16 protein-coding genes are annotated in these 26509 nt (G+C 48.0%); 3 read left to right on the forward strand and 13 right to left on the reverse strand.

The annotated features are described in order from the left end of the window. Nucleotides 1-19 precede the first annotated feature (19 nt). Together NDI35_RS02390 and NDI35_RS02395 are read right to left on the reverse strand one after the other, a co-directional pair. The gene (locus NDI35_RS02390) at nt 20-1129 is read right to left on the reverse strand and encodes a GGDEF domain-containing protein (protein WP_445311330.1); all 1110 of its coding nucleotides are present in this window, start codon (nt 1127-1129) and stop codon (nt 20-22) included. 389 nt (nt 1130-1518) lie between these two features. After that, entirely contained in the window at nt 1519-2013 is a 495-nt protein-coding gene (locus NDI35_RS02395) for a DUF427 domain-containing protein (protein WP_445311444.1), read from the reverse strand. A gap of 111 nt (nt 2014-2124) precedes the next feature. Here NDI35_RS02395 and NDI35_RS02400 point away from each other — a divergent pair, with 111 nt between their 5' ends. Then, the gene (locus NDI35_RS02400; RefSeq protein ID WP_445311331.1) at nt 2125-3393 is read left to right on the forward strand and encodes a GH25 family lysozyme; all 1269 of its coding nucleotides are present in this window, start codon (nt 2125-2127) and stop codon (nt 3391-3393) included. A gap of 483 nt (nt 3394-3876) precedes the next feature. Further along, complete coding sequence (locus NDI35_RS02405; protein ID WP_445311332.1) at nt 3877-5835, forward strand: cation:proton antiporter; 1959 nt, start codon at nt 3877-3879, stop codon at nt 5833-5835. A 48-nt stretch (nt 5836-5883) separates the two neighbouring features. Here the strand turns inward: NDI35_RS02405 and NDI35_RS02410 are convergent, their stop codons facing one another. The 7 genes from NDI35_RS02410 to NDI35_RS02440 form a co-directional block, all read right to left on the reverse strand. Continuing rightward, nucleotides 5884-8823 carry a CHAT domain-containing protein gene (locus NDI35_RS02410; RefSeq protein WP_445311333.1) on the reverse strand — a complete coding sequence of 980 codons (2940 nt, stop codon included), beginning with the start codon at nt 8821-8823 and terminating at the stop codon, nt 5884-5886. Between the two features lie 318 nt (nt 8824-9141). Then, nucleotides 9142-10860, reverse strand: coding sequence for a S8 family peptidase (locus tag NDI35_RS02415; protein WP_445311334.1), 1719 nt, complete (start codon nt 10858-10860; stop codon nt 9142-9144). Between the two features lie 381 nt (nt 10861-11241). Next, nucleotides 11242-12030, reverse strand: a complete 789-nt coding sequence (locus tag NDI35_RS02420) for a calcium-binding protein (RefSeq protein ID WP_445311335.1) — start codon at nt 12028-12030, stop codon at nt 11242-11244. A gap of 430 nt (nt 12031-12460) precedes the next feature. Next, on the reverse strand, nt 12461-15877 hold the full coding sequence (locus tag NDI35_RS02425) for a CHAT domain-containing tetratricopeptide repeat protein (RefSeq protein WP_445311336.1): 3417 nt from the start codon (nt 15875-15877) through the stop codon (nt 12461-12463). A gap of 35 nt (nt 15878-15912) precedes the next feature. Continuing rightward, complete coding sequence (locus NDI35_RS02430; protein WP_445311337.1) at nt 15913-16686, reverse strand: DUF928 domain-containing protein; 774 nt, start codon at nt 16684-16686, stop codon at nt 15913-15915. A gap of 465 nt (nt 16687-17151) precedes the next feature. Next, nucleotides 17152-19107, reverse strand: a complete 1956-nt coding sequence (locus NDI35_RS02435; protein ID WP_445311338.1) for a sensor histidine kinase — start codon at nt 19105-19107, stop codon at nt 17152-17154. Beyond that, entirely contained in the window at nt 19107-19778 is a 672-nt protein-coding gene (locus tag NDI35_RS02440) for a response regulator (protein WP_445311339.1), read from the reverse strand. Before NDI35_RS02440 ends, NDI35_RS02435 begins: the two co-directional genes overlap by 1 nt. Nucleotides 19779-20084: 306 nt before the next feature. Between NDI35_RS02440 and NDI35_RS02445 the strand changes: the two genes are divergently transcribed. After that, nucleotides 20085-20903 (forward strand): class I SAM-dependent methyltransferase, encoded by an 819-nt coding sequence (locus NDI35_RS02445; protein ID WP_445311340.1) that lies wholly within the window; start codon nt 20085-20087, stop codon nt 20901-20903. 594 nt (nt 20904-21497) lie between these two features. Here the strand turns inward: NDI35_RS02445 and NDI35_RS02450 are convergent. The 4 genes from NDI35_RS02450 to NDI35_RS02465 form a co-directional block, all read right to left on the reverse strand. Further along, the gene (locus tag NDI35_RS02450) at nt 21498-22097 is read right to left on the reverse strand and encodes a Uma2 family endonuclease (RefSeq protein ID WP_445311341.1); all 600 of its coding nucleotides are present in this window, start codon (nt 22095-22097) and stop codon (nt 21498-21500) included. A gap of 79 nt (nt 22098-22176) precedes the next feature. Then, nucleotides 22177-24417, reverse strand: coding sequence for a phosphoketolase family protein (locus tag NDI35_RS02455; protein ID WP_445311342.1), 2241 nt, complete (start codon nt 24415-24417; stop codon nt 22177-22179). A 217-nt stretch (nt 24418-24634) separates the two neighbouring features. Beyond that, nucleotides 24635-25858 (reverse strand): COP23 domain-containing protein, encoded by a 1224-nt coding sequence (locus NDI35_RS02460; protein ID WP_445311343.1) that lies wholly within the window; start codon nt 25856-25858, stop codon nt 24635-24637. A gap of 70 nt (nt 25859-25928) precedes the next feature. Beyond that, nucleotides 25929-26375, reverse strand: a complete 447-nt coding sequence (locus tag NDI35_RS02465; RefSeq protein WP_445311344.1) for a hypothetical protein — start codon at nt 26373-26375, stop codon at nt 25929-25931. Nucleotides 26376-26509: the final 134 nt, after the last annotated feature.

A 26509-nucleotide genomic window follows, 5' to 3' on the forward strand; every position in this document is an offset into this window, starting at 1 on the left:
ACTTTTTCCAATCTAAAATCTAAAATCTAAAATCTAAAATTACTCGATCGCGCCCTCGGTCTTTAGCTTGATAAAGCGAACGGTCTGCCGCTGCAAGTAGGTTTTCCTGAGAAGTTTCGGGCTGAGGAAACGTGCTCGCTACCCCCAAACTCAGCGTCACGAAAGAACACACCGCTGAATTAAGGTGTTCGATTTGTAGTTCTTTTACCCAAACTCGAATTTGCTCTGCAATCCAAACAGCTATTTCAGAAGAAGTGCGGGGTAAAATTACCGCAAATTCTTCACCTCCGTAACGAGCTACCAGAGTCTCAGCCGAAACTGCGCCTGCTGAGTAATGTACAGCCTCAACAATAGTTTTGGCTACCTGTTGCAAACAAGCATCTCCCGCCTGATGTCCGTAAGTATCGTTGTATGTCTTAAAAAAGTCAACATCGCATAAAATCAAAGATAGTTCTGCTGCTGCTTCTCCCAATTCTTGCCATTCTTTCTGTAAGTATTGGTTAAAACAGTGGCGGTTGGCAATCTGAGTTAAGCCATCTAAGTTAGCAAGGCGATACAATTCGGAATTAGCTGCTTTTAATTGAGAATTAGCTGCTTCTAACTCGGATTGCGTGAGCGATAAATTGTAATAAAGTTCGCTCATAGACCAAGTAGCTTGTTGGTGAATTTGGGATAAAGCTACCCAGAGTTGATGCACGTCTAAAAGTCGGTAAACTTGAGGTTCTAACTGCACAACAATCGGCTCGTAAAGCAGTTCCGGTGGTCGCTGCACGGAGCGCTGAGCTGCCATAACAATTAAGGCTACTCCTGGTAAAACCAAAATATCTGTTTGAGCTATTTGATACAAGGCTATAATCGGTCTGCAAGCAAATATATCTACTCCGTAAGGGCGGCTCATGCGTTCCATAAACCGCCGACGGGATATCATCCCTAAAAATTCCCCATTTACGGTCAAGATAACTCCCGGAAGCAGTGGGTGAGATTGAAACAACCGAGCTACTTCTTTGGCGAGATATGAGGAGTCAACCTGAAAATTGAATAGAGCCAGATCCTTAAGAGTAGACTCTAAAGATAAATTTTTGGGTGAGTTTTCTTGCGAGTTAGACGGCTCAATAAATTCAACAGACACAGCGCAGATCCGAATAAACAATAAACCAGCAACAAAGCTAGTGTCAGCTATTAAATTATATAATTATTTATTTATTACCAGTCGCTGTATTCTTTACTACACTATTTATTTAAGGGGATAAGCTGCTGCGTTAGTTTCGACCGTACCTGCATTGCATTGATTCATCCTCACTCAATTATAGATTTATTGAATTATTCTCAATTTTTTAGTAGGGGCTTTTTACGGCGTAAAAAAAAGGATTTCGGCGCCAGTCATCCGATGATTGACGGTGCACACAAACTCAAGAAACCTGGTTTTTAAACCTGGTTCGAGGCTGTAACGAGGTTTTGCATAAAAAAACGTGGTTTCTGCCCCTGTTCTCAACTCAAAATTCAAAACTCAACCTTCCCTCACCACCCCCAAGTTCCTGGCCCTCCCTTAAACGGGCCGACAATATCTTTGGTAATCCAGCCGCCGTAAAAATCCCCTGGTTGACATTGCACTAATTCCCCGTCCACATAACAGGCATCCATCTTGCTCGGATAAAAAGCTACATAATTTTTAATAGCTGCAAAAACCTGATTAGGATTGGGATAAAACCAAGCCGCATTTACTACTTCTTTCGACTCTACCGTCACAGTGTAATAACCGGCTTGTCCCTTCCACTCGCACCAAGAACCCCGTAAAGTTTTGTGCAAATATTCCATTTTGATGTCATCGGGGCAGATATAGTAGACAGGAGGGTGACTGGTCTCCAATACCCGCTGAGGACGGCGCGTGTCGGCGATCGTCACTCCATTAAAAATTATCTGTACGTGTTTGGTCGATTCCTCAAGTCGAGGGGGACGTGGGTAATCCCAAACAGACTCTTCACCAGGGCCGGGCTCTATTCGATCGAGGTTCATTCGCACCATCTCTCCTGCAAAAAAACACTTAGCGACTAGCATTACAATTTAATGTACCCTTAATCGAGTCGCTGCTTCAGAGCAAACCAGCTTTTCTCAACTCTTCGTAATATGAGTATTCGCGGTATAGATGTTTCCGACTACCAGCCCAATGTCAATTGGCAAGCAGTTGCCCGGGATGGTATTACCTTTAGTTTTGTCAAATCGACCGAGGGTGCAACGTTAGTTGCCCAAACTTTCGCTCGCAATTGGGCGGCGATGAAAGCGGCGGGGATTCAACGCGGTGCTTACCACTTTTTTCGACCTGCAAGCAGCATTCAAGGACAAATAGATTTGTTCTTGAAAACTGTAAAACTCGAACCGGGGGATTTGCCGCCAGTCTTGGATGTGGAAACTACAGGCGGTTTGAGTGCGGATCAATTGTGCGATCGAGCCGCAATTTGGCTAGAAGCAGTCGAAAAAGCCACGTTGATGCGGCCGATTATCTACACTTACCCCGGTTTCTGGGACAACCTGGGGACAAAACGGTTTGCCGATTACCCGCTGTGGATTGCTCACTATACCAGTGCTGAGAAACCTTGGGTGCCCGGTGGCTGGAAAACTTGGACTTTTTGGCAGTACAGCGACACCGGCAGCGTCTCCGGCGTCTCGGGCAATGTAGACACCAATATTTATGAAAGCGTCCGAGAAGGCGCCCAAAGTTATAAAGTTGCAGACATCCAGAGGGAATTAAGAATTAAAGGTTTCTATCAAGGCGCGATGGATGGTAAATTTGGAGCCACCACCACAGCGGCGCTCATCTCGTTTCAGAAATCTCAAGGTCTGAATGCAGACGGTATTGCCAGCCTCAAAACCTGGGCCGCTTTGATGCGAAAATCTCCCAAAGTAGTTGTCCCCCCTCCAGCGCCGACACCCGCCCCGCAGCCGACTCCTCCTCCCATCTCAGACGTGCGGCTGACTCAGATATTTTCGTCTTATCAAGCTAAGGCTAGCCAAGATACTGCCTTAATTTGGCTGCAAAGTCAGGTTCCTCCCTCTGTTTTAGGGGCATTTGCTCAAAAATGGCGGGCAACTGCCTTACCTCAAGACAGTAATTTGCGATTGATAGATGTGGGCAAATTTTATCGCGGTTTAGCACAACAAGACCAAGCTTTAGATTGGCTGCAAAAACAAATTTCTCCGGCTATTATTACCGAGTTTGCACAAAAATGGCGCTCTCAATCTATTGTCACTAATTCTCCGATTCGGCTGATAGATGCGTGCAAATTTTATCGGGCCGCACCCCAGCAAAACCAGGCTTTAGATTGGCTGGAAGGGCGAATTTCACCGGCCATTCTATCGGAGTTTTTTCGGAGGTGGCAGAATGCCACTCGATTATAGATTTTAGATTGACTCTACAGATGAATCTGGCGATTTGACGAATTTTGATGGGAACTCTACTCTAAAGATGAGTCTGGGGGCGATCGATTTGAGATGTGAGCTTTTTAATTGGAGATTGACTCCACAGATGAATCTGGGGTTGAAAGGCTCTATAATTAATGAAAAAGCTGGCAAATCTGGCTATTTGAGATTTGAGATTGACTCCCCATCAAAATTCGTCAAATCCTCTCCCTCTGTGCTCGCATCCCCATCCGACTCTCTAACATAACAGACAATCTCTCGCTGAGCTACAGCTTACTCCCATCTTTGACGCCAAGAGAATTATCTGATAAAGTTATAGCGACTATCAAGTTTTTTTAATCTTATTGGGAAAAATCCAGGGCCGTGCCGAGTTTGTAAGCTGCGCCGAAAATAGCGCCTGCACTCCAATTACCCGCGATCGAACATTTAAAACTAAGCGGGCAGCCTGTAACAATTATATCTATGGAAATCCCCTTTAACATCACCCTGTTGATGGTCATGACCGTCATCTGTGGCATCAGCGCTCAAGTTCTGGCCGCCTATCTGAAAGTTCCGGCGATCGTCTTTTTGCTGTTGTTTGGCATTTTAGCCGGCCCAGACTGCTTGGGAGTGCTGCACCCGAATCTGCTGGGCAGCGGTTTGGAAGTTATGGTATCCCTTTGCGTAGCGTTAATTCTGTTTGAAGGCGGCTTGAATTTGGAATTGCGAGATTTGGGCAAACTTTCCGGCAGCATCCGCAATTTAGTTACCGTAGGCACTTTAATTACCCTAATAGGCGGCGGAATGGCCGCCCACTGGTTGGGGGAATTTCCCTGGCCGATCGCATTTCTGTATGCTTCTCTAGTAGTCGTCACAGGCCCGACAGTAATCGGCCCTTTACTCAAACAAGTATCTGTTGACAAACAAGTCGCCGCTTTGCTAGAAGCTGAAGGCGTTTTAATCGATCCTGTCGGAGCAATTCTGGCGGTATTGGTGCTGAATATTATTTTAAACGGCAATGCTGATTTGCTGGTTTTGTTCCGAGATTTAATCGTGCGACTCTTCGTTGGCGCACTCGTCGGAGTTGTGGGAGGTTGGCTGCTGGGATTCATTCTCAAGCGATCGCAATTTCTATCAGAAGACCTCAAAAACTTAGTAGTGTTAGCCAGTTTGTGGGGATTTTTTGGCTTAGCAGAAGAAATCCGCAGCGAATCGGGACTGATGGCAACAGTCCTATCCGGCATCGTCCTCAGAGCCGCTGCTGTCCCGGAAGAAAGGCTGCTGAGGAGGTTTAAAGGTCAACTGACAGTCCTGGCTATTTCCATGCTGTTCGTGCTGCTGGCGGCCGATTTATCGCTCGCTAGTGTGGTCGCCCTCGGTTGGGGAAGTTTGTTTACAGTTTTAGCTTTAATGTGGGTAGTGCGGCCGATCAACGTTTGGGTGTGTACTTGGAACAGCGGACTGAATTGGCGGCAGAAATTATTTGTTTGTTGGGTAGCGCCGAGGGGAATTGTCTCAGCGTCGATCGCATCTTTATTTGCAATTTTGCTCACCCAGCGGGGAATCAACGGCGGCGACTCGATTAAAGCCTTAGTTTTCCTAACAATTATTATGACAGTTTTCGTCCAGGGACTAACGGCCGGACGGATGGCTCAACTTTTGGGCATCACCTCAAAATCGGCAACCGGTGCTGCAATTGTGGGGTCCAATGCTTTGAGCAGATTAATTGCTCGCTTGTTTCAAGAACGGGGAGAATCGGTGGCAATTATCGACACCAACCCGGAAGCTTGTGCACAAGCAGAACGAGAGGGTTTGCGGGTGTTTTTGAGCAGTGCTCTAGACCACAGCGTGTTAGAAGAAGCCGGACTGGAATCGATGGGAACTTTTTTGGCAATGACTAACAACGGCGAGGTAAACTTAGTGTTAGCTCAGCGAGCGGCCGAGGAGTTTGCACCGCCGAGGGTTTTGGCAATATTCCCCAAAGATCCGCAAGCAAATACGCCTGCAAATCAGACTAAAATCAATCAAGCCTTTGTGTCAGATTTGTCGCTGAAGGATTGGAACGAATATTTGAGCGACGGCGAAGTGAAATTGGGGGAAACTGAGTTAAAAAGTGAGGGATTGCAGTTTCAGATTGCTCACTTACAAGCTTTGGTTAAAGCCGGGGAGTTGGCGCCGCTGCTGGTGGAAAGGCAAGGATACTTGCAAGTAGTGTCGGCGACCCAGATTTGGCAAGCAGGCGATCGCATAATTTATTTGCTGTACGATCCGACACCGAAATTGTTGAAAAGATTGTCGGGTTCGTCGCAGTCTCGTTTGACTTTGGAAAAGCATCAGGTAGTTGAGAAAGTCCCGATTCCTTCTCCGGTTTTAGAGGAAGTTTTGGAGTCAGCGGAAATAGCAAAGGATGCTGAAATTTTGCAGCCGCCAGTTTCGCGATAGGAGCAGTATCCCCGATCGTACTCTGTAATCTGCTTGTCGCGATCGTCCTTACTCTGCCTCCCCAATCAAAGTAAATGCCGCCCAATTTCGCGGCTGGGGATGAGTTTTCATCGTGGTTAACATTGCCTGCCGTAATGCCTGTGCTTTGTCGGGATTATTTTGCAAATTTTGATAAAACGACTGCATCAATTCGGATGTCGGCGCATCGGGAACCGCCCATAAAGAAACAATCACACTCGGCACTCCTGCCGAAATCAAAGCGCGCGACAAACCAATCACCCCATCCCCAGTAATTCTTCCTTCTCCGGTGTTGCAGGCACTCAAAACGACTAAGCTTGCTTGCAGTTTCATATCGAAAATCTCTTCTGCGGTCAATAAGCCGTCATCGCTACCAGAAGGAGCAAGGGCGATCGCACTTCCCAATCCGCGCACATCATCCAGCAATCCATGCGTTGCTAAGTGAATAATCGATGCTTGGGGCATTTTTTGGACGATCGCAGCTTTTGTCCCTTGAGCGCCTAAGATCGCTTGAGTATTGAGCAGAGGCGCGATCGCTCTAGCTTCAGCTTCGGCCCCTGGTAGAGGAGACAATTGCCGTTTGGGAGCTCCGAGAGAGAGAGATACACTAGGCATCGTGGGATTGCCCAATACTAGACCCGTGCCGCTGTTGGATTGCTTCTGTGCTAGCTTCTGTCGTTGCTGTCGGGTTAAATCCAATACTTGAATCGAGGGGGCAGTGAGAATCGTGTGTTTTTGGATTAAGTAAGTGCCGCTGGCATCTTGCAGGGCGGGGAAGGGTACTTGAAAGAGCGAACCTTGGGGAATGAAAATGACATGGGCATTGGGATCTTTTGGCAAAAGCGTTTCAATTGGGTCAATCAGCAGTTGATGCAGTGTCGGTAAGTTGGGTTGCGGTTGAACAAAACCCGTACTGCTGCGACTGCGAACGGCAAGAAACTCCTGATTGCCAATAATTAGATCGGTTAGAGAGGCGTTGTGCTGTTGCCAGAGGGGTTTGAGGTCAACCTCGCGGAACGCGATCTCGCCTGTCGGTTGAATCACCCAGATGTAGAGCGCGGATTCTCGCCCTACTTCTCTGCCCTGAATCTGAAACCCTTCGTAGATGATGGAATACTGCACCAAAGTGGCATTCTGTGCTTTGGCAATTTGGCGGATTTGCTCCTGATCGGGAGCAGAGGCGATGACCGGATTGGCATTACCAGTTGATAAGCGCTCTGTCAGGAGATCGACAAAGGCACGAGCACGTCCCCGTTCCGCAATTTCTAAAGCGGCGATCGGGTTATTCTGAGCCACCCGGACTCTTTGCAGAAGGCGATAGGTGCGAGTTTGTTCTTCAAAGATGGAGACTTTATTCGCGTCGTTGGAGCCGAGCATTTGACGCATCGATTCCCAAACTGGAATCCCATTCACGAGCATTTTTTCAGCTTCTGTTGTGTTGCCAGCCTTTAAGAACGCCTCTCCGAGGTTGTTGAGTGCATTACCCTCTCCTTGGCGGTCTTTAATTTCGCGTGTGATCGCTAAATATTGCTGTAAATACTCAATGGCTTTGACCAAGTTGCCCAGATAGCGGTAAGCGTTTCCCAAAATGCCCAGGCTCATCCCTTCCCCTCGGCGGTCTTTAATTTCGCGGGCGATCGCTAAACTCTGCTGTATATACTCAATGGCTGTGGCCGAGTTGCCCAGCTTGATGTAAGCGGCACCCAAATTGCCCAGTGCTGTCGATTCCCCTTTGCGGTCTTTAATGGAGCGGGCGATGGCTAAATATTGCTGTGTATACTCAATGGCTTTGACCAAGTTGCCCAGCTTGATGTAAGTGGCACCCAAATCGCCCAGTGCTGCCGATTCCACTTTGCGGTCTTTAATGGAGCGGGCGATGGCTAAACTCTGCTGTATATAATCAATGGCTTGAGCCAAGTTGCCCAGAGAGCGGTAAGCGATTCCCAAATTGCCCAGTGCCATACTCTCGCTTTGGCGATTTTTGATTTCGCGGGCGATGGCTAAACTCTGCTGTATATACTCAATGGCTTTGGCATAGTTGCCCAAAGAGAGGTAAGCGAGTCCCAAACTGTTTAATACCGTACCTTCCCCTTCGCGGTTTTTGAGTTCGCGGGCGATGGCTAAACTCTGCTGCCCATACTCAATGGCTTTGGCCGAGTTGCCCAGAGATTTGTAAGCACCTCCCAAAATGACCAGTGCTGCCCGTTCCGATTCGCGGTTTTTGAGTTCGCGGGCGATCGCTAAACTCTGCTGTATATACTCAATGGCTTTGGCCGAGTTTCCCAGAGAGTCGTAAGCACCTCCCAAAGTGGCCAGTGCCACACCTTCTCCTAGACGGTCTTTAATGGAGCGGGCGATGGCTAACAGTTGCTGTGAATACTCAATGGCTTTGACCGAGTTGCCCAAAGAGAGGTAAGCGATTCCCAAAATGCCCAGTGCCCTACCTTCCAATTCGCGGTCTTTAATGGAGCGAGCGATGGCTAAACCCTGCTGTGAATACTCAATGGCTTTGGCCGAGTTGCCCAGAGAGTCGTAAGCGATCCCCAAATCGCGCAGTGCCATACCTTCAAGGTAGCGGTTTTTAATTTCGCGAGCGATAACTAAACTCTGCTGTGTATACTCAATGGCTTTGGCCGAGTTTCCCAGCTCGCGGTAAGCGATTCCCAAAATGCCCAGTGCCATACTCTCCCTCTGGCGGTCTTTGAGGGCGCGATAAATTTCCAGTGCCTGTTGCCAGGAATTCAGCGCTGCTCTTAATTGGCTAGTCTGAAGCTGTTTAAGCCCCTGCTGCATTAGCCGATCGCCCTCTACTTGACGAGCATCCGTAGTTTGAGCGATCGCTGGGAAGAGAGAGTCAGGAGTAGTTAATAGGGGGATAGTGGCAAGCAGGAACAGGGAAATGGAGGCTAGGAAAATATTAGTGAGCCTAGAGTTGGTTGATTTGAGTCGCTTAAATGGGGAATACAGCATAGAATTCTAGAGTTGGAATTTAGAGAATTAGCCCGATCGCTCTTTCTGCTGTCGTCGTGCGATCGCCTCAATCTGCCACAGACGATCGACCTTCATAGAAGTTTACTCTGCCCCCCCAATCTCGCCGGAGGGATGGGAACTCTAATCTGAATTAGACGACAATTTTAGCGATCGCCCGATCGGTTTGAATCAAACCATTACCCACTGGCATAGTCAAGTCCAAAATCAAAACCTGGGGTGTTTAGATCGTCCATATCCAGAGCCGTCTGCTCTAATGCTCGATTAATGTCCGCAGGACTTAAGTCGGGATTTGCAATGCTATCCTGTCAACCCATTCCGATTAGCTGTTGTCGTCAAAATTTGCTCAACTTGAGCTGGAGTTAAAGTAGGATTGGCATTCAAAACTAAAGCCGCTACACCCGCTACTTGTGGCGTTGCCATAGATGTGCCAGTTAGGGTGTCATAGGTGCTATAGGGAGTTGTAGAATAGATGTCTACTCCCGGAGCAACTACGTAATCCAAAGGTGTGGAACCCGCACGGTTCGAGGTGTCAGGCATCCTGCCGTTTATATCAATGCTGCCAACTGCAATTCCCAAGCGATCGGCATTACGAGCTGGGTAATCAGGTTGGTCAACACCCGAATTTCCCGCTGCTATCACCACAACAGAGCCTTTGTTATTTGCATACTCAATTGCGTCATTCACCAGGTTGGAAGGGTAAAACTCATTTCCCAAGCTGAGGTTAATTACATTGGCTCCATTATCAGCAGCATACCGGATTCCAGCAGCAACATTATTCAACTCGCCGTAACCAAAGGTGTCTAACACTCTGACAGGCATAATCTTAGCATTGGGCGCAACTCCTGTGATGCCAAAATCATTTCGTTGGGCCGCGATCGCACCTGCTATGTGAGTCCCGTGACCGTCGAAATCCTGATCCATTGGGTTGTTGTCGCTAGCCACAAAATCCCAACCCCGAATATCATCAATATATCCGTTGCGATCGTCATCGATGCCATTTCCAGCAATTTCACCAGCGTTCCGCCAAATATTGTCATTTAAGTCAGGATGGGTGTAGTCAACACCACTATCCACGACAGCTACAACAATCCCATTTCCTGTAATGTTTTGATTCCAAACTTCCGGTGCGTGTATGACATCTAGCGCCCAATTATTCTCGCCCAAATCGGGAAGGTCAGGGAAAGGAGTGGAGCGGTTTAAAGTAATGGAAACTGCTGCATTTGCATTCACCAAACCGTAGCCGTAATTACTATTAAAAGTGCCGCTAGGTGTGGGAATATTTAGTTCAGGAATAGAGGTTGCAGAAAGATTCAGGTTGTAATTGGTAGAGTTGTTTAAGAAGCTAGAGACTTGGACATAGTATGTTCCTGGAGCCAGATTGGATACATTAATGACATCGGGGACGATGCCACTCTCAAGAGAGTAGCCAAGAGTTTCCCCAAAATCAACTACACCGTTGCGGTTTCTATCTTGAATTAGCTTTACGTCAGCATCCGCTCTCAAACCGTCTAGACGCAGGCTAAAATTGCTTTTAGTGTTGATATCGAATCGATAGAAATGGTTGGAATCTCCAACTCCGACAAAATCAGTTAAGTTGATGCTACCATTTTCAACACCAACAATATTACGAGCTATCGAAAGAGAGTTCCCTGGATCGGCGAAATTCAACTGGGAAGCAGATATCGTTCCTGTTAGCGGATCTGCGTTTATATTCGCCGATTGTGACTGTGGTTTGAGTTGAGCATCGGCGACATCGCCACTAACTCGATCGCTCGCAGAGTAACTGAAGCCAGCGCCTGCATTAACTACAATAAAATCTGCTATCTGTGTGTGTTGGTCGAAGCTAGATGCTGTGGGATTAGTCAAGCTAGATTCAGCACTATAACCAGGAATATTCAATGGATCGATCGCTCGGCTGAGCAAGTCGCTGTTAGCCGGAAATGTGGATTGGGCTATCGCGTTTTGCTGTTGATTTAAATAAAGGCGATCGTTAGGATTTGTTGTGATGTCTAACATAATTTAAAACCTCAGATATTTAGATTCATTCTTGATTTAAATCTTACGCAGCACAGATCGAAAAATCATCCGTTCTACCCACAGACTTGATCGAGTACGGGGTGCAAAAGAGATTGCGGGAAAGTGCAATGTAGGTGAATATGTAGAGTAGATGGTTCACTTCCATCAGTTTTGAGATTGAGACGCGACAGCCAACAAAGATTCATTCCACAGTCCGCCAGGGAATTAATTCCCTGTCTCATAGCACAAGTCCTCTAAAAGAGGACTAAAGAATATAACTCATTAGTCCTCTTTTAGATATAAATTTCGCTTTTAGGCGCTGAAGTTTTCAAGAGCCATTTATGAGGAATTTATTCCTCGCTCCGAAGCTATAACAAGTGATTATAATCCCTGAGCCGAGATAATACTACCTTGAAGATCGGCCACTCTTACATTTGACACAAAGCCTACTATGTCGCCGGAATTCCTAACTTTAATTAGAGTGCCTTGACTCTGGATCGGTTGAAGATCGAATGAACCTGGCGGGGTAAGTATTTTGAAACTTTCTGGTGCATCATACCCAAATAAAACTGTGACGTTTGTCACGTATTGCAAGTCTACATCGCTAGCAGTCAAACCGCCTGCCAATCCAATTCGATCGAAAGCGGGTCGGAAACCTACAATCAAATCGGCATTATTGACATCTGTAACTCCGGGTTCTGCTTGGAGGACGTACAAATTGCTGCCCCCGATTTTGAGTGAACTATTATTATCATCCAAAGCTCCTAAAATGTCGCGACCCAAACCTCCCACCAGAGTGTCATTTCCGTTACCGCTGACTAAAAAATCATTGCCTCTACCGCCCAAGAGAATATCATTTCCCCCACCACCTATCAGAAGATCTGCATCTTGACCGCCGCTGAGAGAGTCATTTCCCTCATCTCCAGTCAGCAAGTCTTTACCTTTTCCTCCGAATAAAGAATCGTTGCCAAAATCCCCGCTGATAACATCTTCTCCTTCATTGCCATAAACCAAATCATTAGCTGTTGAGCCAGTGACGAAATCGTCACCTGCAAGCATCCAAGCTCCCAAAGGAAAATTAGTTGCATCTGCGATCGACAAAGTAACAAATTCGGATGTATTGTCGCCAATTAATCGTTGAGAGCCTGACGGATCGGGTTGTAAAGACATAAAAAAAATCCTCTTAACACTTGACTTAAATCTTAAGCAAGCCAGATGTGAAAATCATTCGTTATACCCACAGACTTGATTAAGTATGAGGTGCAAAATAGATTGCGGGAAAGTGCAAAGTATGTGAATCTGTAGAGCAGATGGTTCACTTCCATCAGGTTTGAGATTAAGAAGATCACTCGGCGTTTGAAACCGCGTCTACACAAACAAAGCCGGTCTGCGCGGACTAAAGAATAAAGATCGTTTCCGATATCATCGGAATTATTAGTATCCGAAATTAGGAGACGGCAGAGCCGTTTCCCTACAATGTTATTTTGGGTAGGGAAACGGCTCTGCCGTCTGCTCCATCATTCCGGTACAACCGGAATTGAGATAATTTAGGATAAAATTTAGGAAAAAAACATTGAGCCAATTCGCTATTAATAAAAACTTACTCTGCCTCCCCAACCAGAGTAAATGCCGCCCAATTTCGCGGCTGGGGATGAGTTTTCATCGTGGTTAACATTGCCTGCCGTAATGCCTGTGCTTTGTCAGGATTATTTTGCAAGTTTTGATAAAACGACTGCATCAATTCCGATGTCGGCGCATCAGGAACCGCCCATAAAGAAACAATCACACTCGGCACTCCGGCCGAAATCAAAGCGCGCGACAAACCAATCACCCCATCCCCGGTAATCCTCCCTTCTCCGGTGTTGCAAGCACTCAAAACAACTAAACTTGCTTGCAGTTTCATATCGAAAATCTCTTCTGCGGTCAATAAGCCGTCATCGCTACCAGAAGGAGCCATAGCGATCGCACTTCCCAATCCGCGCACATTATCCAGCAATCCATGCGTTGCCAGATGAATAATCGATGCTTGGGGCATTTTTTGGACGATCGCAGATTTTGTTCCTTGAGCGCCCGTAATGGCTTGGGTTTTGAGCAGAGGCGCAATCGCTCTAGCTTCGGCTTCGGCTCCCGGAAGAGGAGACAATTGCTGTTTGGGAGCTCCCAGATAGGCAGACACACTAGGCATGGTGGGATTGCCCAATACTAGAGCGCTGCCACTGTTGGATTGCTTCTGCGCTAGCTTCTGTCGTTGTTGTCGAGTCAAATCCAATACTTGAATCGAAGGGGCGGTGAGAATCGTGTGTTTTTCGATTAAGTAAGTGCCGCCTTCATCTTGGAGGGCGGGAAATGGCACCTGGAAAAGCGATCGTTGGGGAATGAAAATGACGTGGGCATTGGGGTCTTTGGGTAGGAGGCGGGCAATGGGATCGATCAGCAGTTGATGCAGTGTCGGTAAGTCGGGTTGGGGTTGGGTGGAGCCAAGACTGCTGCGACTGCGGACAGCTAGGAATTCTTGGTGGCCAACGATTAAGCTGGCTAGGGAGGCGTTGTGTTTTTGCCACAGGGGTTTGAGGTCTACTTCGCGGAACGCGATCTCGCTCGTAGGTTGAATCACCCAAATGTAGAGCGCGGATTCTCGCCCTACTTGTTTGCCCTCAATCTGAAAGTTGTCGTAGATGATGGAATACTGCACCAAAGTGGCATTCTGTGCTTTCGCGATTTGGCGAATTTGCTCGCCGTTGGGAGCAGAAGCGATGACCGAATTGGCATCACCAGTTGATAAGCGCTCTGTCAGGAGATCGACAAAGGCACGAGCGCGTCCCCGTTCCGCAATTTCTAACGCGGCATTGGGGTTATTCTGAGCCACCCGAACTTGTTGTAAAGTCCGATAGGTGCGAGCTTGTCCTTCAAAGATGGAGACTTTATTCGCGTCGTTAGAGCCGAGCATTTGACGCATCGATTCCCAAACTTGAATGGCATTCACGAGCATCTTTTCAGCTTCTGTTAGGCTGCCAGCCTTTAAGAACGCTTCTCCGAGGTTGTTGAGTGCCACACCTTCTTCTTGGCGGTCTTTAATTTCGCGCGCGATGGCTAAACTGAGCTGTGAATACTCAATCGCTTTGGTATAGTTGCCTAGATAGAGGTAAACGGCTCCCAAAATGCGCAGTGCCATACCCTCCCTCTGGCGGTTTTTAATTTCGCGAGTGATCGCTAAATATTGCTGTACATACTCAATGGCTTGGGCCGAGTTGCCCAGATTGAAGTAATCGACTCCCAAATTGCCCAGTGCCCTACCTTCACTTTGGCGGTCTTTAATGGAGCGGGCGATAGCTAAACCCTGCTGTGAATACTCAATGGCTTTGGCCGAGTTTCCCAGAGAGTGGTAAACTGCTCCCAAATTGCCCAGTGCATTCCCTTCCCTTTGGCGGTCTTTAATGGAGCGGGCGATAGCTAAACCCTGCTGTGAATACTCAATGGCTTTGGTATAGTTACCCAGATAGTAGTAAGCGACTCCCAAATTGCCCAGTGCCGCACCCTCCCCACTGCGGTCTTTAATTTCGCGGGCGATGACTAAACTGAGCTGTACATACTCAATGGCTTTGGCATAGTTGCCCAAAGAGCGGTAAGCGATTCCCAAATTGCCCAGTGCATTCCCTTCCCCACTGCGGTCTTTAATTTCGCGGGCGATGACTAAACTGAGCTGTGAATACTCAATGGCTTTGCCATAGTTGCCCAGATTGAGGTAAGCGATTCCGAAATTGCCCAGTACCATACCTTCACTTCGGCGGTCTTTAATTTCGCGGGCGATGACTAAACTGAGCTGTGAATACTCAATGGCTTTGCCATAGTTGCCCAGAGAGTTGTAAGCAACTCCCAAATTGCCCAGTGCTGCACCTTCACTTTGGCGGTTTTTAATGGAGCGAGCGATCGCTAACAGTTGCTGTGAATACTCAATGGCTTTGCCATAGTTGCCCAGATAGAGGTAAACGGCTCCCAAATTGCCCAGTGCCCTACCTTCACTTTGGCGGTCTTTAATGGAGCGGGCGATGGCTAAACTGAGCTGTGAATACTCAATGGCTTTGGTATAGTTACCCAGCTTGAGGTAAGCGACTCCCAAATCGCCCAGTGCATTCCCTTCCCCTTCGCGGTCTTTAATTTCGCGGGCGATGACTAAACTGAGCTGTGAATACTCAATTGCTTTGGCCGAGTTGCCCAAAGAGCGGTAAGCGACTCCCAAATTTCCCAGTGCATTCCCTTCCCCTTCGCGGTCTTTAATTTCGCGGGCGATGACTAAACTGAGCTGTGAATACTCAATTGCTTTGGCCGAGTTGCCCAAAGAGCGGTAAGCGATTCCCAAATTGCCCAGTACCCGACCCTCCCTCTGGCGGTCTTTAATTTCGCGGGCGATGACTAACCACTGCTGTGAATACTCAATGACTTTGCCATAGTCGCCCAGAGAGCGGTAAGCATCTACCAAAAAATCTAGTGCAATACCCTCCCCTTGGCGGTCTTTAATTTCACGGGTGATGACTAACCACTGCTGTGAATACTCAATGGCTTTGCCATGGTCGCCCAGAGAGCTGTAAGCGAGTCCCAAAAAGCCTAGTACCCGACCCTCCTCCTGACGGTTTTTAATTTCGCGGGCGATGACTAACAGTTGCTGTGAATATTCAATAACTTTGGCCCAGTTACCCAGCTTGAGGTAAGCGACTCCCAAAGCGGCTAGTGCCCCACCCTCCCCCCGGCGGTTTTTGAGGGCGCGATAAATTTGCAGTGCCTGCTGCCAGGAATTCAGCGCAGCTATTAATTGGTCAGTCTGAAACTGTTGAAGCCCCTGCTGCATTAGCCGATCGCCCTCTGCTTCACGAGCATCGGTAGTTTGAGCAGCAGCCGGGAGTGGGGAGTGCTCAGGAATATAAAAAGCAACAGATAAAAGGCAAAAGGCTAGGGGAAAGAGAAAGCCCGATCGCACTTTACAATTGCTGGATTTAAGCAGTTTTAGCGAGAAAGATTTCATAGGATTTAGTCTTTGGATGGCGAGGGTTAGCGCCGTCATTGTCGCTGTTGTTCGATCGCCCTAATTTGCCGCAATCGATCGCTCCAGTCTTTCAAAGGTTCGGCTTCCGAACTAGCCAGAGCATCTAGCAATTCCAGCACAGCCGCTTGGCTTTGAGAAGTCTCAGAGGCTTTCCGCGCTTCGGCGATCGCGTCATACCACAGCCCAGACTCCGCATACAGGTCGATCCGCTGTTGGGGAGTTGGCGCGGCTGCAAGTTTAGTCTGCAACGACGCCTCCGGCCCAACGACTTGGATTTCTGCCGCCGCCACCACATTGCTCGAAGGAACATTCGGATCGCAGACCAACACCACTTGCCACTGATAGGATTGTCCGATCGACAGTTGGGGCAGATTTGAGGGCAAAGCAACCGACATTATTCCTGGTTGACTCTGCATCTCGGTTCTGTAGAGCAGTTGTCCCGTGCGAGTAAACAGCCGGAATTGCAGCGGACGAGGAGTGCGATCGGGTACAAACCAGGTAAAGGTCGGATGCCCAGAAATCGTCTCTCCCACATGGCTAAACGGCACTAAGGCAGTCAATCTCGCCGATGAATTAGCTTCGCAACTGCCCCCGCGAGTGGTATTCGTCCCCGTTTCTTTCGGTTTAGAAGGGTTTTCAGGAGGAGTGTATTGTGCCAGCGCTACAGGAGCGATCCAGAACGAAACACTCAGCATTAAACTCGCAATGCCCGCAGAGTAAACGGTTCGACGCTTCAACTCGTGAGTCATCATCGCAATCCCCTCTGTAACTATTTCTACAGTAATCAACAATACACAAACACAATAGAGGACTGCCCGCAAGCGTTGTTTGCGGGAAGGTGCAAAGATATTGGTGTCAGCTTAAGGGCAAACCCTCAGTCCGGCAGTCCGGCAGGGGTTTAAACCCCTGCCTCAAAGCGAAAGTCGTCTTCAGACGACTAATGAGTTCTTCAGTCCTCTCAAAGATGACTAATGAGTTCTTCAGTCCTCTTTGAGAGGACTTTCGCTATGAGACAGGGAATTCATTCCCTGGCGGACTGCCGGGTGGGCGGGAGGACTGGGTGGACTGACAGCTTAAGTTGACACGCTTTGGGCATTGCCGTATCCAGAGTGGCCGTGTTGTCGATCGTTATACCTGAGCTCTTGGACCATTCTCAAGAACGGGCATCTTGCCCGTTCCACAAAGAGTGAATTTCTTGTGGAACGGGCATCTTGCCCGTTCATAAACGATTTGACAAGGGTGAACCCAACCAATTACCAGAACCACCGCCGTTTCGCTGACCAGGTTAACTCGCACACTGTCCCCTTCGGTTGATTCGGGTAGCGCCGAAATGCTCCGCCTAACTGTTTGGCTAAGTTCTTTGCAAGCTGGGTTCCTAATCCTGAAGATTGAAGTTTAGGGTTTGACTCTTCGGTTGTTTCCCTGTCTCGATCGATTTGGGCCAAGCTAAGCGTTTCTGACTGAGACGGTTTCCCCCTACCATTATCCGCCACCCGAATCACCTGTCGATCGCCTTCTTGAGTGCAAATTACGGTCAAGCGAGTGGCTTCGATCGCGTGTTTCCCCACATTGCAGAGCGCTTCTTCCAGAAAGCGGCAGAGTGCTCGCTTGTGTTCCAACCGCAGATGCGAGGTGTTCAAAGGATCGAACTGCACAATTTTGAACTTGATCGTTTTGAGGTAAGGCAGTTCTTGTTCGAGCGTGTTGGAATAGACCTTGTAGAGCAATTCATGCAATGGAGCCTGCAGGGCCAATTCGATCGCACTCCCCATGCGGAGATGCGGTTCATCTGCGATCGCATCTCGTTGCACAGAGCCGTAAACTGCCCGCAATTCTTGATTCAAACGTTGCAACTCCGGTAGAAATAACGGCGGTGTGGCTTGTTCTTGAGCAGTTCTCAAAATTCCAACCAATGTTTGTAACGGGCCGCTATGAATTGCATTAAAGGTCTGCTCGATCGCAAATTGACGTTCCTCCAACCGCAGTCGGAGTTCCTGTTCGTGGCGATAAAATAACGCTGCCGTCAACCCAGCCCCATTCAACACGAGTACGAGCAATACAGGTACGATCGGCACCCACCATCCCAAAAGAATCAGCCAGTAACAGAGCGCGATCGGGCTAATGCTGGCGACTAAGAGTCCGATCAAAATTTTCCAGGGCGATCGCAGAAATCGTCCCAAACTCATCCCCAAGAGTCCCCAGACCGCAATCCAGAGCGTTTCCCAGCCCTCCCCCCAAACCTGAAGCAACGGTCGCCGATCGAGTACCGCGCTAATCATCTGGCTGGTTTCGTGGGCTTGCATTTCGACTCCGTAAATCCGTCCGGGATTGATACCTGCGATCGCACCCGAACTTGCCAAATCCTTCGCGCTAAAAGACATCATCCCAATCAGCACAATTTTGCCTCGAATCGAGTTCGGATCTACTTGTCCTGCCTTGATTTGCTCCAGGGAAAGCACGCGAAATGGCATTGTCCCGCTGCGAACATTCAGTAAAATTTGGTTCCCGCCTGCATCCGCCCCCAAATATCCGCCAGAGTTTGACTGCACTCTGGTAAATTCAATGCTGCCAAAGCGCATCGCCTCCCGATCGCGAATTCCATTACCTAGCTTAATTCCTCGGGTTGCTAAATAGAGTTCTGCCAGCCGGAGCGCGAAAGAAAAACGGTATTCCTGTCGATCGTTGTTAGTGCCCAATAAACTGCGGCGCTGGTAGCCATCCGCATCGAGTACGAAATCTGCAAAGCCAACCTGTTCGGGTGGCAGCGCGGGCGGAGGTGCGACGGTAAAGCCACTGCGATCGGGCAGTGCAATCTCCACTCCGATCACATTCTTGCTGCTGCGAAACACCGATGCCAGTTCAGCATTACCCGGTTCAACCGGAATATCGCGGACAATATCCAGCCCGATCGCGATCGGTTGATAGGCCTGCAAGCGTTTGAGTAAATCGGCAATATCGCGATCGGGAATCGGATAAGTTCTAGCGCGTTGAATATCCTCCTCAGTGATGCCGACAATTACAATCCGTTCATCCATTGGCTCAGGAGGACGCAACCGCAAAAATCGATCGAACGCCACCAACTCCCAAAACTGAAGCGCACCGCTCAATCTAGCCATCGTCACAGCGACAATCACCATCACCCCTGGAAGCGCTCCTCGTCCCCAAGTCGTGACGCCCGATTTCACTGCTTGCCATCGATCGCGCTTCACTAATCAATCAATCCTTCTTCCCTAGCTCGCACTTCCGTTTGAATCCGCAGATTCTTATCATCGTCAGGATACACCTCTAGCACATCTCGAATCTTAGTCCAGTAATACTGCACAGTGCGTTCAGAAACATTCATCCGTTTGGCGATCGCAGTATCCTGTAAGCTCTCGTGAAAAGCAAATTGCAACACCTGCATCCAGGCGGGTTTGAGTTGCAGCCCATTGCGGATCTCTCTGGGTGTATAAATCCGCTCGTGCAGCGCCCAATCAACCATTGCCAGCAAGTCTTTCATCGGCTGGCTCTTATCGACAACTGTGAAGCCGCCCATGTGATTGTCGATCGACGGTTTCAGCCAAACTAAAGTCCGAACATGGGCACTCTGCACCACAATATTCAGACTCGGATACTGCTCCATCAAAGTTTTGAGGAGTTGAAGCCCTGAATTTGCTTGAGCTATTTCGCCACTCGTCTCCGGCATCACCAGATCCACAATCACCAAATCCGGGGTCGTCTGCGCTATTTGCTCAAGGGCTGCCTGAGCCGTCGGAGCCGTCAGAATGTCTGCCTCTGGATATTCTTGCTTCAGAATGTTAAGCGTGCCACCTAACACCATCGCATGGTCATCCACAAGTAAAAATGTTCGTTTCTGCGGTTGAGGTAAAGTCTGGGGCATAGTTGATTCGTTGCCACACAACATCGTCAGTTTACGTAATCCGTCAACCCATTTTAGATTTGGGATTTTCGATTTTCGATTTGTGACCTAGTTGAAACTAGGGGCTTTAAACCGCTGAAATTCTCATTCAAAATCCCAAATCCCCAATCTAAAATCGTCTCGGTCATCTTCTTACAATAGAGGAATTACCTGGCTCCCGTCCTGCATCTGTCCGCCAACTGGGGTTGTGGATGTCCGCCACGAGAATTGCGCTAAAGCGCAGTTCTATTATAATCTAGGTGTCGAAGCAGGGAAAAGGATGATTTTATGGCAGCCGAAGGTTCGTATCAAGCAAGTACGTTCAATCTGGAATTGGAGGGAGAAATTCAGCGGTTAAAAGCTCAAGTTCTCCTCAGTTGGGAAAAGGAAGCGCGCACTTTAAAGTGCTTCGGTTTAGCCGACGGGATGAAAGTTTTGGAAGCTGGTAGCGGGCCGGGATTTTTCACCGAAAAACTATTAGAATTGCTGCCAAACAGTTCGGTAACAGCGGTAGAAATTGACCCGCTACTGCACGAAAAAGCAGTAGCATATTTGCAGGACAAAGGGGGCGATCGAGTAGAGCGCATCCAAGCATCGGTTGCGGATACTGGTTTGGCGGCTAACACTTTCGATTTTGCGATCGCCCGTTTGCTGTTCGTTCACCTCCCAGATCCCGTCGCAGCAGCTAGAGAAATATTCCGCATCTTAAAGCCTGGGGGCAAACTGGTGATTATTGATAGCGATGCGGATCTGTTTTGGCTGACAAATCCACCTTGGTCAGTCGAGATTGTCAGGGAGAAATTCAAACAGGTGATAGCATCGCGGGGCGGCAATTTATGCGTCGGGCGAAATCTGTGCCACATTCTCAAAGAAGCTGGGTTTGTTAGCGTTGATTTAGAAGCGGTTGTCAGCCACAGCGATATCATGGGAATTGAAGCGTTTCAACCTTTACTTGACTCCGGGCCCATTTTGCAAATGGTCAAACAGGGGTTGATTTCAGAGTCGGAAATAGCCAGCTATCTGGTTTCGCGGGATGAGTTTGACGCTGCGGGCGATCGATCGATGATGAGTTTTTGGTTGATGGCGTGCGGGGAAAAAAATCAATAAAATTAAAACAAATTTTTCCCCCAACATTGATATTCAACCGCAAAACCTCTAGCACTCTCGCTAAATTTCCAGCTAACAAAGCAAATTTATCTAACAGTAAAATAGGAAAAAATTCAGCATAAATTATTCCCTCAGCATGAGGTTAAAGCTGCACGTATAGCTCTAGAATCGTATCAAATCAAATCCGGTAGCATCGTCGGGAGTTAAATCTAGTCAACAGGCAAAAATCACGGATTGTGCAACCGGACTTGAGATAATCCATCTGCGTTAATCTGTGTTTATCTGCCCTCATCTGCGGTTAAAAAAAGAGAATTTATCGGGCCGCAGATGACAAGAGATTGACGCAGATTCACGCCGATGAAGAGAATAGAGATAGGAATAATTCCGCTCCTAACAGATTTAATATCAAAGTTATAAATTTTCCTATTTTTGAGCTGAGTAAGTTTACACCTACAAGTCTAACCAATCGTTAGAGCCGATCGCGCAAAGGTTGCTTGTGAGAGCCAATGGTTGTCTGTCACATTTTAGCTTAACCAATCAAGCCGTTAGCGAAACACTCGTAGACGATCGCACTTTTTACCAACTCCTCAGCATTCAACCCACTTCCAGAACCCCATTAAGAAACTCTGTCCTTGCCTCAATTATTGAAGGCATTAAAACGCAGCGAACCAACAATTCTAAATCCAACTCCGGCAAAAACTCACTTCTTGAAATTTGCTCGTAATCATCCTCGCGCAGCCGATAAACAGCAAGCCGATTATTTTCCCAAAACCACACTTCAGCAATGCGAAGTCGCAGATATTTAGCTAGTTTATTTGTGCTACCGCTAGTAATCGTTACTTCCACGGCTAAATCGGGATGCTCTTTTCGGGAACCTATATAATAAGACTCATCTGGTTCAAAGGATACATCTCTTGCCCGGTCTCTGCGAGTTGCACTCCCTACAGGAAAGAATTCAATTCCAAGTTCAAAAAAGTATGCTTCCAGTAATATAGCGAGCGCTTTTTTAAAGCTTTCATGTTCTTCGCCCACTGTCATAAACTCGATCCACCCATCAAGATAAGTTATCCGTAAACCCGGAGAGTCGGCCATCAAAGATTCGAGATCCTCAAATTGCTCCCAAGTATAATAACCTGGGAGAATCAATCGCTGTTCTGCAAGCGTATCTATTTCTTCTAAAATTTTTGCTGTCATAGGTATCACCATCCTATTTTAAATATTACTAGCCCCTACCCAGCACAAACCAGGCAGGGGCATTCACTCACATTCTAACTTAATGAACTAGCTCGATCGCCCTTTTAGTCAAAGCCTCAGCAGTCAACCCATTAAACGCCATCAACTGACCAGCACTAGCAGTAGTTTCCCCCCGCTTCCAAGCGAAAGTATCCCGCTTGCAATTGCTCCGGAGCATCACAGGTTCCAACATCCCAGAAGCACCGCCTGTCACGCCAATTAAGGCATCTCCGCCAAACATTTCGGCAAATTTCTCATCGCTCAAAAAGCCGCCGTCAGCTTCCGAACAAGTATCCCAAGCAACATCGCTAGCACGATACAAACGCCGAGGATTCACAACAGAAACAATTCGCACTCCAATCCCTTCTGTTTCCAAAAATGCCGCCGCTTCAAACACTGGCATTAACGTCATGTCGCCGACAACTGCAAACACAACTTTCTTGCTCCCCCCTTGATTTTGGGAAGCTTGCGGGGAATCGACTTCGTGCAGCACTATTGCACCGTCTTGCAAAGCTTGGCGAGTCTGTTCAAGAGTAGTGCGAATTGGCAGTGGCGACTTGCTTGCAGTAATCACAACTCCCTTATTTTTAGCAGTCAAAGCCCACTCGTAACAAGCTTGAATGCTGTTAGCATCCGGTGGAAACAAAGGAAACACATTTCCGTTCCGCATCATCGCCGCAAAATAAGCCTCAATTTCCGGCCGCTGGTGCGTCCAACCGTTGCGGCCTTGTTCCAATGCACCCGCTGTAAATAAGGTGACAGTTGCCGGAGTTGGACGGCGCAATTCTGCCATTGCTTGGGTTACAGTTTGCCAAATTGGTAAACCGTTGATGGCAAAAGATTCGTAGGAACACCACAAACTCCGCGCTCCGAATAGCGATAAACCTACGGCTAAACCAGCGCAAGCATCTTCGCTCAAAGGTTCGTAAACTTGACCGTTTGGCGATTGATTGTACAGGTCATCTGTCGTCGGGTGAATAATCTTAAGAGCTTGGTTGATATTGGCAATTGCCGATGCTTCATTGCCGTCAGCATTAGTGACAAGAAAAGTACGATCGCGCTCGCCGACTTTCCCTACCAAACGTCCCATTGCTGTTGTCGAAATTTTCGGTTCTCCCCCAACTGCAAATTCTTCTAAAGGCAATTCGCCTAAATCTGCCAGCGGCAATGTAAACTCAGTAACAACTGTTTTCGCCGCCGGCCCGCCGCCCGCACGCTCGCAATTTGTCCGTACCAACTCCCAAGCAGCAGCAGTCAAAGCGCGCTCTTTTAAAGCGCTGATAATGTGCGGAGCATCCAGCGTATCTTTCGGATAAAGGTTGTGAGATTTTGCTCCGCGCGCGTGGACGCCGGCACCTTTCAACTGTTTGATAATAAACGCAGTTAATTTGCCGCCGAGAGCAGATTTTGCCGCTTTGTCAACTCCTTGTAAAACAGCTTTGGTAAATGCCATGCGCTGTTCGAGCGAAAAAGCAGTGCTGTCAACATAATCTTCCGGTTGATTTTTATCGTCAAATTCCTTAGCATCAACTAAGATAACTTCTTCAAAACCGTTGCCTTGCCAATAAGCAATCATTTCAGCATTAGTTTTAGTCGAAACCATGCTGTGATGTTCCTGAGAATATCCGTTCCAAACCAACACAGGCAAAAAGTTAGTAACGCTGGGATAAGCAGTGTGGAAATGCGCCATGCTGCTCATCGGATAGGGTTCGCCCATGCCGCCGTCGCCGATTGTGAAAGCAAACAGTTTTTCGCGGTGTAAAAGCGCTCCAGCCATTGCGAAATGCTGCCCTTGTCCGAGGGGGCCGGCCGGTGCTAAAAGGCCGGGAATGAAACCGGAAAGATGTCCTAACAAACCGTCTTTTTCTCGGAATTTATCGCGCACTTGCTGCACGTTAACAATTCCCATATCCTCCAAAGATCGATCGAGAAACATCGCACTGTAAAATCCCGGCGCGTGATGGCCGACTTCGGTGACAATGTTCTTGTGTCCGAGCATCACCAAAGCGGCATAAGCCTCAGCTTGGCTAGCAAAACCCCCTGGATGTCCCGATGCCTTGCTGGCGGTAACTTGCAGCGTCAGGTAGCGCAGGGCGTCTGCTCCCAGCATCGTTTGAAAGACGGCGACGGGATCGGCAGGATCGGCGATCGACTTGCTCCCCTCGGCGATCGCAGGTGTTTTCCCATAAGTATCAAAACCAGGGACTGTTTCAGAAAAATATTGAATGCCTTCGCAAAAAGCGGGCGTTGTTGACGTTGCCTGTGGGGTAGTTGCTGTCATGCTTGATACCGGAAAAATTTGAGTTGGATTAATGTAAGAGTAATTTTATAGCTTCCGTGTTCCAAAAAATCATGAGTTCTATTATGTCAGTGATAAATAAGTAAAATATCTCAAATTTTCAGCTAATAAGTAGTTGTTTGAGAACCCAGACTTTTTTAATAAGTCGGGGTTCTGTGTTTACCCATTACTAATCACTCTAAAATCTCAAATCGCCAATCTAAAATTGTTCCAGCCGTTCCCGGACATCGATATAAAGCGCAGTACCGCTTTCAGAAAGAGAAGGCACAGCCTTTTGATTCCCCAGCCAAACAAAAAAACTGCTAAGTGCAGGAGTGGGGTCTTGATCGCGGCGCAGCGTGTAGATCAAACCTTCGCAAGGCCCATTAACGCGGCTAGTCGTGCAAATCGCTTTCTGGTTATTTACAATACCCACCGTGACATAATTTAGCTGTTTATTTCGGTTATAATTTTCAAGGCGCTGAGTCACTTGTTGGCAGCGAGTTAGAGGATCGTAGCCAGAACTAGAAAAGAAATTAGAATTCCAGCGAATCCAAGGCTCCCTGAACCCTTGCGGGTTTTGATACACAGTCACCGGCTCGCCCGTCGAGGTATCGCAGACAAATCCTCCATAACCCCGATTCGGTTGGTTTTGACCAGAGTCGCTGGTGATAGAAATATTGCTGAGAATATCAAAGCCGTTATGCTTATTTTGTGATAGCAACTCCCTAAAAGCATCGATCGGGACTGCCGCATTCAACCCCGTTTTTATCTCCTCAATCTGACCGTTCCACTGGCTCCTAATTGTGCCAACAGTATCGCCCTGGCCGTGAATTCCTACCACCCTGCCATCAGCATCAAATACAGGCCCGCCGCTCATCCCGCGCCTGGTTACAGCTTGGTAGCGCAGACGATACCCCGATGAGGCGCTGCCCAAGCGAGAAGAGATGATACCAGCAGTAAACTCAAGTTTTCGTTCAAATCCCGAAATTGGCAGCGGATAGCCAGAAACGTAAATAGCAGAACCAACAACAGCACGTTCTGACTGGCCCATTGGTGCTACTGGATACTGTTCTCGGCTCTGAAACTGTATCAATGCCAAGTCTATATCCCTGTCATTTTTCGGTAGTCGCTGTATTCTAATCGCAGCATAGTCCTTCTCCAAATGAGTGCGAATGCTGTATTTTTGAGCGAGGCTTGCCACTACATGATTAGCTGTCAGAACAGTGTAAATATTACCCTGTTTGGCAATAATTACTCCCGATCCACTAGCAAAAAAACCCAGTGTATTGTTGACTTCCACAGTTGTCAACGTCGCTAGCTGGGCAATTTCTTCGGCTGTTTTGGCACAGGCAGCATATTGTTGGCTGACAACCGCCGTCACTGTTAATGCACCTGTCAAGATGATTGTCAGCGCGTCAAACCGCAAACTCCACACATTCATCGATAACTCCCTAGATGAGACGAGGCGAACTGCAAATATATACTAATCGGAATTCCCCAACTGGATTTAATTATTTTCTCCAATAATTCCGCTGTTGGTTCACTTCCATCTTCAAAAGCATAGACGCCAAAATTTGGATCTCGATACTTGCCCCTACCGTTAATCCCAACCAAGAAACCTTTGCCATTAAAAATCGGGTCGCCACTCCTACCGATTTTAACCTCATTTGTATAGCCCAACCTATAACCTTGAGGCAAAGATTTGGGTAGCAACACCGAAACGAAGCCAGCGTCACCGCCAAACCCCCAACCTCAGCACCCGCAGGAAAGCCGACTGTCAACACTGGCTCAGACACCGCTCCGGGTTCAAGGGTGAATAGTGCTATTTTATACTCGCTCGCGCTGCGAAACTGAACGATCGCCAGATCTATATCGCCCAGCCGCCTCGGAACTCCTAGCAGTGGGTGGAGGAGGCCGTCGTCGGTGACAATTATTTGATCGCTCGTGGGGGTCGCCACAACCTGCTAGTTAGTAAGCACTGTATAGGTTTAGCCATGCTGCCGGGACGATCGTCCCGGAACCAGAAGATTTCCCCGTCGGGATGCGTACCGCTGTTTGATGCGCCAAGTTTTCCACCTCAATCCTTGGAATT

The sequence above is a fragment of the Microcoleus vaginatus FACHB-2002 genome (assembly GCF_040004035.1).
Taxonomy (GTDB): Bacteria; Cyanobacteriota; Cyanobacteriia; order Cyanobacteriales; family Microcoleaceae; genus Microcoleus; species Microcoleus vaginatus_C.

What these genes read in the sequence shown, in the direction of transcription:
- NDI35_RS02395 (WP_445311444.1), bottom strand. Translation starts at nt 2,013, where the DNA reads ATGAACCTCGATCGAATAGAGCCCGGCCCTGGTGAAGAGTCTGTTTGG.
- NDI35_RS02425 (WP_445311336.1), bottom strand. Translation starts at nt 15,877, where the DNA reads ATGAAATCTTTCTCGCTAAAACTGCTTAAATCCAGCAATTGTAAAGTG.
- NDI35_RS02450 (WP_445311341.1), bottom strand. Translation starts at nt 22,097, where the DNA reads ATGACAGCAAAAATTTTAGAAGAAATAGATACGCTTGCAGAACAGCGA.
- NDI35_RS02455 (WP_445311342.1), bottom strand. Translation starts at nt 24,417, where the DNA reads ATGACAGCAACTACCCCACAGGCAACGTCAACAACGCCCGCTTTTTGC.
- NDI35_RS02440 (WP_445311339.1), bottom strand. Translation starts at nt 19,778, where the DNA reads ATGCCCCAGACTTTACCTCAACCGCAGAAACGAACATTTTTACTTGTG.
- NDI35_RS02445 (WP_445311340.1), top strand. Translation starts at nt 20,085, where the DNA reads ATGGCAGCCGAAGGTTCGTATCAAGCAAGTACGTTCAATCTGGAATTG.
- NDI35_RS02405 (WP_445311332.1), top strand. Translation starts at nt 3,877, where the DNA reads ATGGAAATCCCCTTTAACATCACCCTGTTGATGGTCATGACCGTCATC.
- NDI35_RS02410 (WP_445311333.1), bottom strand. Translation starts at nt 8,823, where the DNA reads ATGCTGTATTCCCCATTTAAGCGACTCAAATCAACCAACTCTAGGCTC.
- NDI35_RS02400 (WP_445311331.1), top strand. Translation starts at nt 2,125, where the DNA reads ATGAGTATTCGCGGTATAGATGTTTCCGACTACCAGCCCAATGTCAAT.
- NDI35_RS02460 (WP_445311343.1), bottom strand. Translation starts at nt 25,858, where the DNA reads ATGAATGTGTGGAGTTTGCGGTTTGACGCGCTGACAATCATCTTGACA.
- NDI35_RS02415 (WP_445311334.1), bottom strand. Translation starts at nt 10,860, where the DNA reads ATGTTAGACATCACAACAAATCCTAACGATCGCCTTTATTTAAATCAA.
- NDI35_RS02420 (WP_445311335.1), bottom strand. Translation starts at nt 12,030, where the DNA reads ATGTCTTTACAACCCGATCCGTCAGGCTCTCAACGATTAATTGGCGAC.